9 protein-coding genes are annotated in these 14,684 nt (G+C 28.3%); all 9 read left to right on the top strand.

The features are described 5' to 3' along the window. A partial coding sequence (locus tag H612_RS0108325; RefSeq protein ID WP_027131019.1) for a DUF7927 domain-containing protein occupies window positions 1–604 on the top strand: 604 nt, incomplete at its 5' end. Window positions 605–938: 334 nt separating this feature from the next. Next, the gene (ylqF, locus tag H612_RS0108320; RefSeq protein WP_027131018.1) at window positions 939–1,802 is read left to right on the top strand and encodes a ribosome biogenesis GTPase YlqF; all 864 of its coding nucleotides are present in this window, start codon (window positions 939–941) and stop codon (window positions 1,800–1,802) included. After that, complete coding sequence (locus H612_RS0108315; protein ID WP_027131017.1) at window positions 1,802–2,590, top strand: ribonuclease HII; 789 nt, start codon at window positions 1,802–1,804, stop codon at window positions 2,588–2,590. The genes ylqF and H612_RS0108315 overlap by 1 nt, the downstream gene beginning before the upstream one ends. After that, on the top strand, window positions 2,577–4,412 hold the full coding sequence (locus H612_RS0108310) for a ribonuclease J (protein WP_211223610.1): 1,836 nt from the start codon (window positions 2,577–2,579) through the stop codon (window positions 4,410–4,412). Before H612_RS0108315 ends, H612_RS0108310 begins: the two co-directional genes overlap by 14 nt. Before the next feature lie 111 nt (window positions 4,413–4,523). Further along, a complete protein-coding gene (locus tag H612_RS0108305) occupies window positions 4,524–5,735 on the top strand; it encodes a DNA polymerase IV (protein WP_027131015.1) in 1,212 nt (403 codons plus the stop codon). Between the two features lie 170 nt (window positions 5,736–5,905). After that, complete coding sequence (locus H612_RS0108300) at window positions 5,906–6,589, top strand: tRNA (adenine(22)-N(1))-methyltransferase (protein ID WP_027131014.1); 684 nt, start codon at window positions 5,906–5,908, stop codon at window positions 6,587–6,589. Window positions 6,590–6,685: 96 nt separating this feature from the next. Beyond that, a complete protein-coding gene (locus tag H612_RS0108295) occupies window positions 6,686–7,456 on the top strand; it encodes a threonine/serine exporter family protein (RefSeq protein ID WP_027131013.1) in 771 nt (256 codons plus the stop codon). 135 nt (window positions 7,457–7,591) lie between these two features. Next, window positions 7,592–8,038, top strand: a complete 447-nt coding sequence (locus H612_RS0108290; protein WP_027131012.1) for a threonine/serine exporter family protein — start codon at window positions 7,592–7,594, stop codon at window positions 8,036–8,038. A 186-nt stretch (window positions 8,039–8,224) separates the two neighbouring features. Continuing rightward, window positions 8,225–14,296, top strand: coding sequence for a ZmpA/ZmpB/ZmpC family metallo-endopeptidase (locus H612_RS0108285; RefSeq protein WP_027131011.1), 6,072 nt, complete (start codon window positions 8,225–8,227; stop codon window positions 14,294–14,296). Window positions 14,297–14,684: the final 388 nt, after the last annotated feature.

Below are 14,684 nucleotides of genomic sequence, written 5' to 3'. Positions count from 1 at the left end.
AGTTAATGATGACGCAAATGGAAATGAAATTAAAAACAAAGCACGTACATCAGATGGAGTATTAGATATTGATACAAATCCAACAAATAATCCAACACCGAAGAAACCGAAAAAAGATGTTGTAAATAATGGTGGAACAAGTATTGATGGAAAAGCAGTAAAACCGGGAGAAATCTTGACTTACACAATTAACTATACAAACACAACAGGTGAAGATAGAGATGTAACAATCAAAGACAGAATCCCAGCGTATACAACATATGTAGAAAATTCAGCAGATAACAATGGTAAATTCGCCGATGGACAAGTAACATGGACTAAACGAGTGGCAAAAGGAGAATCATGGACTGTAACATTCAAAGTTAAAGTTAATGAAAATACTTATGGTAAAGAAATTAAAAACAAAGCACGTGTTGCAGATGGTGTACTAGAAATTGATACAAACCCAACAAACAATCCAGTACCACCAACAACTCCTAAAATTCCTCCGAAAAATCCATTACCAAGAACAGGTGATACAACAACTAATGCAGCATATGCCGGATTAGCTACATTACTAGCAGGTCTTGGATTATCATTGAGAAGAAAAAAAGGGGATAAATAATAATCTAAAAACTTTATTTTAGAACTATAGATTTCATATGAAGTTGTCAATATGAAAGATAGGGAAAGCCTTAAGTATTAATACTTAAGGTTTTTCTTTTTGGTTGAAGTCTATAATAATTATTTTGAATTAACAAGATAATTTATTAGACAATAGATTGAATAAACATAAAAGTAGATAACGATATAAAAATTTTAAATTGTAAATTATCAAAATACGTTAAAAAATATAAAAAGTGTGGTAAAATAGTTAAGAATGTGGAATAGAAATGGATTTAAATAAATTTCGATAATAAATAAAAGTAAAGATAATATAAAAATAGGAGTTAGAAAATATGGTTATTCAGTGGTTTCCAGGGCATATGGCCAAGGCAACAAGAGAAGTAAAAGAAAAATTGAAACTTGTAGATATAGTTTTTGAATTAGTTGATGCAAGATGTCCATTATCGTCTCATAATATGTATTTAGATGAAGTGGTAAAAGATAAAAAGAAAATAATTATTTTTAATAAAATTGATTTATGTGATAGAAAAGAAACAGCAAAATGGAAAGGTTATTTTGAAAAAAAAGGTTATACAGTAGTTTATACGGATTCTAAAAATAGTAATAATTTAAATAAAGTAATTGAAAAAGCAAAAGAAGAGCTTGCTGAAAAAATTGCCCGTCAAGAAGCTAAAGGAATTAAACCTAGAGCAATTCGTTCTATGGTTATAGGAGTGCCTAATGTAGGGAAATCTACTTTTATAAATAAACTTATAAAAAAAAATGTAGCGAATACCGCTAATAAACCAGGAGTTACAAAAAAACAACAATGGTTAAAACTTAACAAAGACATAGAACTTTTGGATACACCAGGTATACTTATGCCGAAATTTGATAATCAGGAAATCGGGAAAAAACTTAGTTTAGCTGGATCTATAAAAGATGATATTACACCACTTGATGATGTAAGTTTGTATTTATTAGAAGTTTTGAAGATGAATTATTTAGAAAATCTAAATAACTTATATAAAATTAATATAGTGAAAGAAGATGAGAATGTATTTATAATGGAAAAAATTGCCGAAAAAAGATTCAAAAAAATTGGTGGCGATTATGACTATGATTCAACAATTAAACTCTTAATTCAAGATTTTAGAACACAAAAATTTGGTTTAATTACGTTGGATAACTATTCTGAAATGGTAGAAGGTGTTTAATGATTATGAAAATCAGTGAAGTTAAAGAATTTTTAGAACAAGAAACTCCTGATAAAGATATTTTATTAAAATTGCGTACTGATGAGCGTGTTGGTGTCCAAAAATTAGTAGAAAGCTATGATAAAAGACAAGAAAAAAAATTTTTTTATAAAAAAGAGTATGAAAAAAAATCATTTTATGAAAATAAATGTTATAATAGAGGATGTAAATATATTTGTGGAATAGATGAAGTAGGACGTGGACCTTTGGCTGGGCCAGTAGTAGCAGCTGCTGTGATTTTAAAAAAAGATAGTTATTTTGAAGGATTAAACGATTCGAAAAAATTATCGAAAAAAAAACGTGAAGAACTTTTTGAGCAAATTACAAAAGAAGCAGTGGCTTATTCTATATGTGAAGTAGATAATATTGAAATTGAGAAGTATAATATTTATAATGCAGCTCGTATAGCCATGATGAGAGCGGTGGAAAAATTAGATATAAAACCAGATTTTCTTTTAATAGATGCGATGCCATTTGAAAATTATTCAATTCCAAATTTTAGTATGATAAAAGGGGACGAGAAAAGTGTTTCTATAGCAGCAGCATCGGTTGTAGCAAAAGTTTATAGAGATAATCTTATGGAAAAATATGCCAAAGAATACCCTTATTATGATTTTGAAAATAATGCAGGATATGGTACTAAAAAACATCTGGATGCTTTGGAAAAATATGGAGTTTCACCTATTCACAGAAGAGATTTTGAACCAATTAAGTCAATAATTAAAGGAGGAAAAAATGAACAATACTAAAAGTAGTGGAAGTAGGACTAAAAATATAAAAAGTAATACTAATAAAAATAAAAGAACTACTGTTCAATTAAAGAAAAAAAATGCTAATGGGCAAATGATAGCACAAAAAAAAGGTAATGCCGATAACAAAAAGATGATTGCTAATAAAAAGCAAAATAAAAAGAATATATCAAAAATTAAAATCACACCTTTAGGTGGAGTGGAAGAAGTTGCTAAAAATATGTATATGGTGGAAGTGGCTGATGAGATTTTCATTTTAGATGCAGGGCTTATGTTCCCAGAAACTGAAATGATAGGTATTGATGCTGTAATCCCAGATATAAGTTATGTAGTTAGAAATAAGCAAAAAGTAAAAGGAATTTTCTTATCAAATGGTCATGTAAGTTCAATGGGAGCAGTGCCATATATTATTGATAAATTAAAATGTCCAGTTTATGGTTCTAAACTAACTATAGATTTATTAAAAAATCATTTGAAGCAACTTGGTATTAAGAGAAGAATTAAATTTTATTATGTGAAAGAAAATAATAAATACGAATTTAATAATGCGAATATTACATTTTTCAAAACAACATATTCTATGCCTGATTCACTGGGAATTTGTATAGCTACTAGCCAAGGTAATGTTGTTTATACTGGAGAGTTCAAGTTTGATCAATCTGTAAATAAAGAATATAAGTCTGATATACTGAAAATCAGTACATTAGGTCAAAAAGGTGTCTTGGCACTTTTGAGTGATTCAAGTAACGCAAATGTTAGTGGTTATAATGTTCCGGAAAATGAAGCAGCTGAACAAATTGATAATGCATTTTATCAAGCAAATAAGAGAATTATTGTTACTTGTTATGCTTCTAACTTCTTAACTATTTCTCATATAGTAAGAGCAGCCTTGGCACAAAATAGAAAAATTTTACTTTTAGGACAAGCTATTCAAGGCTCAATAAGTAGTGCAAGAAATATGAAATATTTAGATATAGAAGATAGTAACTTAATTAATATAGAAGATTTGAAAAATTATCCACAAAATGAAATTTGCATTTTATCTTCAGGGGAGCAAGGTGAACCTATTGAAGCTATGAAAAATATAGCAGAGAAAAGAATAGCAAATATCCAGATTGAAGATGGTGATACTATTATGATAGCAGCGACACCTTCACCAAATATGGAAGTGATGTTGTCACAGACGTTAAACTTATTAGTGAAACTAGGTGCTAATGTTGTAACAGCATCAAAACGACTTCATGCAGCAAGCCATGCAACAAGAGAAGAATTAAAAATGATGTTGAATATGCTTATGCCAAAATATTTTATTCCTGTGCAAGGAGAATTTAGAAATCTTAGAAAGCATGCAGAAATTGCACATGAAACTGGTGTTGCAAAAGAAAATATTCATATTTTAGAAAAAGGTAGTACACTAGAAATTAGTGGAAATAGAACTAAAGTGCTTCGAAACAACATTCCTATAGGAAATGTTCTTGTTGATGGACGAGGAATCGGAGATGTAGAAGATAGTGTACTAAAAGATAGAAAATTATTATCAAATGATGGAATTTTTGTTGCTTCATATGCGATAAGTAAAAAGGAAAAGACTTTGGTAGGTAGACCATGTATTCAAACAAAAGGGTTTGTCTATGTGAAAAAAAGTATGGAGCTTATAAAAGAAGCAGAAGAAAAAGTAATAGAGTATATTGAAAGTAACCCTATTAAAAACATAAGAGAATGTTCAGCCATAAAATCGGAGATAAGAAGTATGTTATCAAGTTTATTATATGATAATACAAAAAGAAAACCTATAATAATAGTAAATTTTTCATTGGTTTAATCGATAAAGATTTTACATTATGGGTCTAACAGGAGCGGGAAGATAAACTGAAATTTTAAGATTTATTGTTTTCCTGCTCTTAGTATTTAAGTAAGAAATTGAGGTGAGAAAATGTCTAAAGTTATTGCTCATATTGATATGAATTGTTTTTATGCTAGCGTAGAAGAAAAGTATAACCCAGAATTAAAGGGAAAGCCACTTGCTATTGCTGGCGAAGTAAAAACTAGACATGGAATAATAGTAACCTCAAATTATGAGGCAAGAAATTATGGTATAAAGACTACGATGAGAGTAGGAGATGCTAGGAAACTTTGCCCAAATTTAAAAGTATTGCACCCTGATTTTGAAAAATATCAAAAAGAATCTAAAAGAATTTTTGATTTGGTAAGAGAGTACACACAAAAAATAGAAATAGTTTCTATTGATGAAGCCTATATTGATTTAAGTGATTTAGATGAGCCAATAAAAGTTATCGCAACTATTCAAAAACGCATATACAAACAACTAGGAATGCCGTCGAGTGTGGGTGTATCTTTTAATAAATTTTTTGCAAAAATGGGCTCAGACTTAAAAAAACCTTTAGGCTTTTCTATAATAAATAAAAAAAACTATCAAGAAATTCTTTGGAAAATGGATGTTGGAGAAATGCATGGTTGTGGAAAAGCAGCAACAAAAAAATTAAAAAAACTTGGAATTGAAACTATAGGTGATATTGCAAAAGCTAATGAAGTGATATTACACAGTGTTTTGGGGATTCAAGGATTAAGGCTTAAAAATCGTGCTAACGGAGAAGACAATAGAGAATTAAAGTATACTATAGATAGAAAATCAATAGGGAATTCAAAAACTTTCGCCAAAGATTTGTTAGATGAAGATGATATTTTTAAAGAAATTAAAAAGTTAAGTGAGAAAGTTAGTGAACGTGCTAAAACACGAGATTATGTTGGAAATAATATTTCTATTATGATAAAATTTAATGATTTTAAGACAATTACTCGTTCAAAAAAAATAACGGAATATATAAATAATTCTAATGAAATCTTTAATAATGCATGGGAACTTGTTTTGGATAATTATGATTTTACTCAAGGTGTAAGATTACTTGGTGTATCACTAAATGATATAAAAAAGGAAAAAGAACTAAAGGTTCAGTTAGACATTTTTGATAAAAAGGATTATAGGCAAGAAGAAAAATTAAGAAAGTTATCTAAAAAATTAAAAGCAGAATTTGGGGATAAAATTATAACAGATTTTGATAATTTCGATTCAAAAACGAAGAAAACAATAATTACAACTAGTTTTAGTAAAGATTTTTTGGATTAAAATATTTTTTATTGAAGAGTTATAGAAGTTGCTAAATTTTTAATTTTATAATTTAAGATATAATAAAGAGAGTAAGGTAAAAATTTCATAGTATAAAAGTATAATATATAGTTTTAATTCAAATTAGTTTAACAAAGATGTTTTTTAATATAGATCTAAAAGGAGAAATAATGTTAGCTATAAACAGAAGATTAAAGTTGGTAGCAAGTTTTGTGAAAGATAGAAGGCTTGCTGATATTGGAAGTGATCATGCATATTTACCAATTTATTTAGCAAAAAAAAATAAAATAGATTTTGCTGTGGCTGGGGAAATAGTTGAAGGACCACATAAGGTTTCTATAAAAAATGTGAAAGAGGAATCTTTGAGTAATATAATAGAATGTCGTAAGGCTGCAGGTTTAGATGCTATTGAATTAGAGGATAATATAGAAGTTATTACTATTTGTGGCATGGGAGGTAAATTAATTGCAGAAATATTAGAAAAAGGAAAAGATAAACTTTTAAACAAACCTAATTTAATATTACAACCTAATGTAGGAGAAAACTTTGTAAGAAGAAAATTACAAGAGTTAGGTTATAAAATAATTGAAGAAGAAATAATTGAGGAAGATGGACATATTTATGAAATAATAGTTGCATGTTCTGGTGAAATGAAATTGACGGAAGACGAAAAAAATTTCGGAAAATTTCTTCTTAATAAAAAATCAGAATTATTTATAAAAAAACAAAAACTAGAGCAAGGTAAGATAAAATATATTTTATCTCAATTAGAAAAAGCAAATGAGATACAGAGTGATAAAGTAGAAAAATTAAAATTACAGTATAAAAAAATCGAAGATATAATTTCGCAATAAAAAATAAAATTTCTTATCAAAAAGATATGTATAGTAGAAGTTTATTATATAAAAATATAAATAAATGATTTAATATAAAGTGTTAGGAGGGGAAAAATGTTACAGACTTTACAGAATGATCAAGATGCAAAAAAACTTTTGAATTTTAGTGTGAAAATGGCAAGAAGTATGCTAGCATATGGTGCAGAAGTTTATAGGGTTGAAGATACAATAAATAGAATTTATAAATCTTTTGATAATATAAAAGCAGCAAATAGTTTAGTTACATATAATTTTGTTATTGTTTCATTTATTTATGATGATACAAATTATACAACTATGCGTAGAGTCGTGTTAGGAGAAAAAAATTTAGAAAAAATTTCTCTTATAAATGATTTATCTAGAAAAATGGTAATGGGTGGATGTTCTTTGGAGTATGCTTTTAAACGATTAAAAGAAATAAAAAACAAAGAAAGATATTCAAATTGGGTGGCCATTCCTTCATTGGTTATGTCAGCACCGTTTTTTGCAATAATGTTTGGAGGAACATTTAGAGATAGTATTTATGCATTTATAGTAATGGCTGTTCAAGCTACATTTCTCATTATTGCAAATAAATACAAAATAATATATTTTTTGAGTAACTTTTTGGGGGCTTTTATAGCAACGGTATTAGTAATGACATTAGCAAAATTTTTTATTATTCAAAATCCTGTGAGTATTATTATTGTTAGTTTAATGCCTCTTGTTCCAGGTGTACAGATAACAAATTCTGTTCGAGATTTTATGGCAGGTGATTATTTATCAGGAATAATAGGTGTTCAAGCCGCAGTTTTTGTTTCAACAGCAATAGCACTGGGTGTAGTATTAGGCTTAAAGATAGTTTAAGAAGCGTAACTTAATGAGGCAGATTATACTTCAAAGATTACGCTCTTTATCTAGATAACTATTATTCCATAAAGAAGATGGAGTAGAAATAAAAAATGTAGTTTTCACTACAACGTTATTATACGAGGAGGCAAAATGGAATATAATATTTATATACAATTTATGGCAGGTTTTATTGTAACATTTGCATTTGCAATATTTTTTAATGCTCCTAAAAAATCTATATTAAGTTGTTCGATGATAGGTGCAGTTGGATGGTTGGTTTATGTTTTGACAAATATTCTCACTGATGTAGTTGTAGGAAGTTTTTTAGGTGCACTTAGTGTAGGATTACTTTCAACAAATGCTTCAAAAATTTTAAAAATGCCAGCGACAATTTTTATTTATACAGGGATAATTCCATTAGTACCAGGATACGGTATGTATAATACAATGCAAAATCTAGTTACAAAAAATTATAATATAGCTTTAAAAGTTGGTTTAGAAACAATTTTGCAAGCAGGAGCAATAGCGATGGGAATTTTGCTTGCATCTGTTTTTTCTGATTCAATAAAGAGGGTAAAAATTCAAAGAAAAAAATAAGTGTTTAGTTCTATAAATTGTAAATTTATGGAGCTAATCTTTTTTTTGTGGTAAAATATTTTGAGAATATATTTTAATTTATAAACTATTTTTAATAAAATAAAAAGTTGGTGATAGTGAGAAATAATAAATGACTAAAATAGTTTATGAAAATTTAGTAATTTTATAGTAAAGTGAGAGAAAATGATGAAAGAGTTATTTAAAAGGAAAGAAAAATTTTCGATAAGAAAATTTACTATAGGAATAGCTTCTGTAATGATAGGTGCTAGTTTTATAGTAGGAAGTGAAAAAGAAGTTAAAGCGGAAGATGTTAAGACAATACAAAAAAATGTAGAGGTACATTATGTAGTAGAAAGTGATTTAACGGATGCTGAAAAAGCAACATTAAAAACTTTTGAAGAAAATCAGGTAGTAGACGAAGACGTAGAAGCGTACTATTATGTATATAAGGCACAAGAAGGAAATAAAACTTCAGTATTACCGAATACAGGTAATACTCCAGCAAAAGGAGTTGTTGTAGTAGGTGCTACATTAATGGTATTAGCGTTATTTGTTTCCAAAAGAAAAAATAAAGTTTTAACAGTGATAGCATTTGCAATAGGAACAAGTGGATTATTAGGAACAACAGTTTTAGCAAATAATAATTTTGAGAGATTTTTTGAGAATATTAAGGTAAGTGTGGGAGGAAAAATTCCGATACCAAGACAAATAAACGGCTATACATTTACGGGACATTATTTTACAAAAAATAGAGAAGAAATTAAAACAACTGAATTAGAAAAAATAGATGATACAATAAAACAAGTAGAAACGGAAAAATCAACAAAATTACAAAAAATAACTGAAACAACAAAAGAAGAAGTGGATAAGGAAATAAAACAAACTGAAGCAGAAAAGACGGATATAACTAAACCAGCTGAATCAAATAAATTAGATGAATTAGAAAAAGATGAAGAAACAGAAAAATCTGAATCTGAGAAATTGGTATTTACTACACAAACTGAAGATGAAAAACAAGCACAACAAGAAAACAATCCAAGTATAGAAGTAAAAGAAACGGAAGTAGTAACAGAAATTCCATTTAAAACAATAGAAAAAGATGATCCAACCATTCCCCAAGGTCAAATTAGAGTAATTAAAGAAGGTATAGATGGAAGAAAAGTCACAAAAGAACGACAATTTCTAAATGGTAGTGAAGTAGTATATAAAGAAACGGTGGTTGTAGAAAATACATTAGCAACTGATAAGGTTATTTTAATAGGGACGAAACCAGTATTTACCGTACAGTCAAAAGATGGTAATCAGTTGAAACAAGAGTTGAATCCAACTATAGAAGTAAAGGATATTGATAAAAAGGAAATAGAAATTCCATTTGAAACAAAAACTAAAAAAACGGCTACTCTTTATGTAGGAGAAACCAAAGTTGAAAAAACTGGAATAAAAGGAAGAAAAGTTATAAAAGAACGACAATTTATTAGTGATGGAAAAATACAATATACAGAAGAAATAGTAGAAAATATTGATCCAATAACAGAGGTAATTTTGGTAGGAACAAAACCAGTGGAAGGAGTAAGAGTTGAAACTAGAAAAGAAGAAATTCCAGTTTCTACAAAAGAAGAAGAGGATGCTACAAAATATGTAGGGGATAATGAAATCCAAGAAGGTAGCGTTGGAGAAAAAGAAATTACAACAACTTATAAAACTGTAAAAGGTAAAAAAACAGAAGAGATAATCTCGGTAGAAGAAAAGGTAATAAGAGAACCTAAAGATAAAATAATTAAAAAAGGTACAAAACCAATAGAAGCTACTGAAGAAGAAAAAGAAATGCAAGTCATAAAGTATACGACAAGAAAAGAAAATGATGACACTCTTCAAAAAGGAAAAGAAGAAATAAAACAACAAGGTGTAGATGGGGAAAAAGAAATTACTAAAATCTATAAGACCATAAAAGGTATTCGACAAGAAAATCCAGCTATAGAAGAAAAACTGATAAAAGATCCTATTGAAGAAATAATAAGAGTCGGAACTAAAGAAGAACAAAAAATAAATAAAGAAAAATTACAAGTTTTGTCAACAGAAGCAGAAGAATTAAATGAAGATAATTATACAGCAGAAAGCTACAAAATATTAAATGAAAAATTAAAAGAAGCAAAAGATATATTACAAAATCCAGATGCTACACAAGAACAAGTAGATAAAGTGTTAAAAATTTTGCAAACTGCAAAAGATGGATTAGAAGTATTTGTTCCATTAAGAAAACCAATATTGACAGTAGAATCTGTAACGCCAGACGATTTAGGTAAAGCAATTAGTTTAGTGTATAATTTAGTTGATGATAATAATTCATTCCAGTCTTCGAAAATAAAAGTATACAGTGGAGACAAGTTAGTTAAGGCAGTAGAATTTAATCCAAAAAATTCTACGACGGTAAAACTGGATAATCTTGATAGAGATGTGACTTACACTCTTGTTACTGAACAAACATATACTGATGGAAGAAAAAATAATACAGAAGATATAAAAGATACTCGTCAAGTAACTTTAACTTTGAAAAAGATTCAATTAGCAGATGTCATCTCAACAGAGGTATATAAAGTTGAAAATGGAAAGACAGAGCTTGTGACAGGTTTAGTATCTAAGCCAATAGATTTAAGTAATTATTATGTAAAATTTAAGCGAAAAAATCATAAAGATGTTCTATTACCAGTATCGGAAATAACAGAGAATAATAGTAACTTTGATATAAAAGTTATTAGCCCACAATTGGTTCATGTGGAAAATAATACTTTTGCAGAAGGAATACATATTATATTAGATAAAGTTCAAACATATCCTAATGCATATACACAATTTGACAAATTAATTGATGCAGTTAAAAAAAATCCAGCAGGAACTTTTGAAATTGGTTCAAATTTGGTTGCGAACACTTTAGGGGATAGTGAACAATCTTATATTGCAAATTTTACAGGAGTTTTAGAAAGTGCAGATGATAGTAAAGTATTTACTATTAGCAACTTGAATAAGCCTTTATTTAATACTTTACAAAATTCAACAATAAAAAATATTAATCTTAATGTAAACATTAATACGGCAAAAGCTGCTGGATTGGCATTAAAAGCAACGAATTCAAATATAAATAATGTTCATGTTAAAGGTGATATAACTGCTACATCAGAATTAGCAGGGCTGGTGTTGACGGTCGAAGGAAATAATTCAAAATTAGAAAATATAAGTGTAGAAGGGAACCTTTCTTTAGATAAAAAACAACTTTATGAAAATATGGTAAGTGGGGGAGTTATTTCGGTAATAAATGGTGGTACTTTAACAAAAGTATCAACAGATATCCAATATTCAGTAAAAGGTTCTTCTTCATTTGCTAGTAAATATGTTGGTGGAATAGTTGGACAATTAGGTATGAACTCAACAGTAAATAAAGCTGTGGCTAAAGGAACTATAAATATATCTGGATTGGCAACAGGGGCAAGTGTTGGAGCGATAGTAGGTGCTAATGCAGGAGTGGTAAGCGATGGAATAAATGAGTTTAGTGGTAATAATTCTCAAAGTTTTGGTATAAATAGTCCTTTTGCAACACCTGCAAAAAATATAAATATTTCTGAAAAAGTTGCTAATAATGCAAAACTAACAGATGCTAAAGTTATTACAAATTCAGAAGTAGAAAAATTAATAACAGAGTGGCAAATAAAATCTACTAATAGCACTTCAACAAATAAAGAAATTACTACAAAATATGAAATTATAGATTACACAACTTTACAAAATGCACAAGTTGGTAGAAAGATTGCTTATGAAAATACTTCTAAACTGTTACCGTTTTATGATCAAGAGACAATAGTAAAATATGGGAATAAAATTTCTAATAGTAGTAATTTAGCAACTAAGGAAATTATTTCTATAGTAAGTTTATCAAAAGGTAATGTTGTGAATGTAACAGATAAAAATACTGATGAAGTGGATCAAATTTTTGTACATTACAAAGATGGAACTGGAGAAAAAATAAATGTAAAACTACTAGGTTCTTATCAAGATACCAATGTATTTGAATATGATTTAGGAGAGGGTTTGCTATACACTCCAGAACAATTTATTACTCCACATAACGATATAGTAAATCAAGTTTTACAAAGTTATAAAGTTATAAGTTTTGACTCTAATGAAATGCATAAAGCGGTGAATAAACCATCGGATAAAAAAATGGAAGATTTGTATTGGCAAAGTAGCTTTGAAGAAGTTAAAGCTAATATTAATAATTATTTAAATGATTTAATAACAAATGATATTGTACTTGGAAATAGTGAAGCTATAAATAAATCTATTATCGAAAAATTCATTTCTAAAAAATTACAAATTATAACAGGATTATCCTATTTATCACGTTTATATGATATTAAATATGGAGAGTTATCTTTAAAAAATATAATGCTGTATAACCCAAATTTCTATGGCCAAAAACAAGATGTAGTAAGTTGGTTAGAAAGTATTGCAAACCTTGGCTATGAGGTATTGAAGGTTAATAATAATATTGATGCATATGAAAAAGAATTGGCAAAAATGTCAGAGACTAGTAATGTAATTAGTTTCTCAGAAAAAAATCGTAAATTATTTTTACCAAACAAACAGACAAATGAATGGTACAAGAATTCTATAAAAGCGAGTGTTTATGAAGTAAAATCAAAACAACTACCAAATGAAGATGTTAGTTTGTATTACTGGTTAAGTAATCAAAAGCACTTCAACAAATATTTATTACCATTATTAAACCTACGTGACGATAGTATGTTTATAACAACGAATATGAGTTTTGTATCTTTTGGTATTAAAGATCGTTATTTAGAAGATAAAAAATTAAAAACTAATAATCCAACTAAATACAAAGAAGAAATAGCAAAAGTAGAAAAATTGGTTCAAAACTATGCTAATCGTTGGGCAAGTTTTGTTGATATGTGGTATGGAATTGTTGATGATAGTGTTAAATCAAAATTGGTTCATTCTGAAATTAGTTTGTTTGATGGTTTCCAATTTGGAAAAAATCAAGAGGGTTGGTTATCACAATATGATAAACAATATCTAGCGATAGAGGATTTCTTCGGTGCAACAGGTAGTTGGTATGGTTGGGCTAATAAAGGAGCTTCTGCAAAAAGTTCATATCGTACAGATATGAGTTACTATACATTAATGCAGTATGTGGAAGAAGAACTATTAAGCAGTGGAGGAGCTGCAACATTAAGTCATGAATTTACTCATGCGATGGATCAAATAGCGTTGTTTGATGGATATAAACGTCGTCCAGGTCATAGTGGGGAATCATTTGCTTTAGGGTTATTAGAATCTTCTACGAATAAGAATGACTACTACTATGCACTTAATACTATTCAAAATTTCGAAGGAGAGCTAGCAACACACAATCAAACTAATGAAAGATTTAAATCTGCACAAGATTTAGGCGATTATATACGTGGGGTGTTTGATGTAACATATACACTTGATGCTATTGAAGCGGAAAGTATACTAAAATTATCTAAATCAGATCAACGTAACTTCTTTAACAAAGTTAGTTTGGTATATGATAATTCAATTAATGATGTTACTAATGCACGTGATAAAATTAGTGAAATCAACAGTAGTGAATGGAATACTATGAAATTAGAATCTATCGGTGATTTGGTTGAAAATAACTTAGTTGCTGTTGATAAAGCAAATTACATAGTTAAAGAATATGTACGTGATGATTCTAACTATTACTTTATCTCTCTAACATCACCAATTTATTCTGCATTGCAAAATAATACCGGAACAGTAGGTGGTTTACAATTTAGAAAAACAGCGTGGGAACTATTGGCAGAAAAAGGGTGGAAAGATGGATTTATTCCATATGCAACTGATAAATTAGAAAAAGAGGCAAAAATCGAAGGTAAAGTTCTTTCTGACGAATATATTTTTAATAAAATATTTAAAGGAGAATACGTGAACTACACAGAATTCAAGAAAAAAATGTACGAAAAGCGTATTGCTAAAAAAGAACAATTAAAACCAGTTACTATTACTTGGAATAACACTACAACAACTGTTGATAGTTACACTAAACTAAAAGAACTTATTGATAGAGCAGTGGCTATGGATAATACAGAAGTTAAAGCGAGAAGATTATTTCGTTATAGAGCTGAATTAAAACGTGAATTAATAAAAGCCTATCATAAAGTTACAGATGATTTTAAAGAATCAGTTTATAAAAACCAATAGAATAAATTAAAAAAGAAGGAATTTACTTAAAATATCTTACATAGTATGTTAGTACTTAACAAGAAAATAGCAAGGTATAGGTTATATATTCTGATTGTTCTATACATCGATTAGAAAAAGTTATCTTGCTATAGTTAGCAAAACTGAGGTTTTCTTGAGAAGCTATTTCATGTGATTTTTGACTCTCTATTTGTTAAAGTTCTAGGATATAGGTTTGTGTGGGAGTAGCTCAAAAATTATGATTTTACAGAATCAATTTTTTGAGTTACTTCCTCTCCTTTTGTATATTTTGCTGTAACTTTACAGAAATTACGATAATTTTTTTCAAAAAAATTATTGACAAAGAATAAAAGTTATAATATAATATAAAACGTAAGAGATAAATAAA

Origin of the sequence: Gemella cuniculi DSM 15828, assembly GCF_000425665.1 — a bacterium.
GTDB lineage: Bacteria > Bacillota > Bacilli > Staphylococcales > Gemellaceae > Gemella > Gemella cuniculi.
This window is presented reverse-complemented; position numbering and strand designations above follow the sequence as displayed.

What these genes read in the sequence shown, in the direction of transcription:
- ylqF (WP_027131018.1), top strand. Translation starts at nt 939, where the DNA reads ATGGTTATTCAGTGGTTTCCAGGGCATATGGCCAAGGCAACAAGAGAA.
- H612_RS0108290 (WP_027131012.1), top strand. Translation starts at nt 7,592, where the DNA reads ATGGAATATAATATTTATATACAATTTATGGCAGGTTTTATTGTAACA.
- H612_RS0108285 (WP_027131011.1), top strand. Translation starts at nt 8,225, where the DNA reads ATGAAAGAGTTATTTAAAAGGAAAGAAAAATTTTCGATAAGAAAATTT.
- H612_RS0108300 (WP_027131014.1), top strand. Translation starts at nt 5,906, where the DNA reads ATGTTAGCTATAAACAGAAGATTAAAGTTGGTAGCAAGTTTTGTGAAA.
- H612_RS0108295 (WP_027131013.1), top strand. Translation starts at nt 6,686, where the DNA reads ATGTTACAGACTTTACAGAATGATCAAGATGCAAAAAAACTTTTGAAT.
- H612_RS0108305 (WP_027131015.1), top strand. Translation starts at nt 4,524, where the DNA reads ATGTCTAAAGTTATTGCTCATATTGATATGAATTGTTTTTATGCTAGC.
- H612_RS0108310 (WP_211223610.1), top strand. Translation starts at nt 2,577, where the DNA reads ATGAACAATACTAAAAGTAGTGGAAGTAGGACTAAAAATATAAAAAGT.
- H612_RS0108315 (WP_027131017.1), top strand. Translation starts at nt 1,802, where the DNA reads ATGATTATGAAAATCAGTGAAGTTAAAGAATTTTTAGAACAAGAAACT.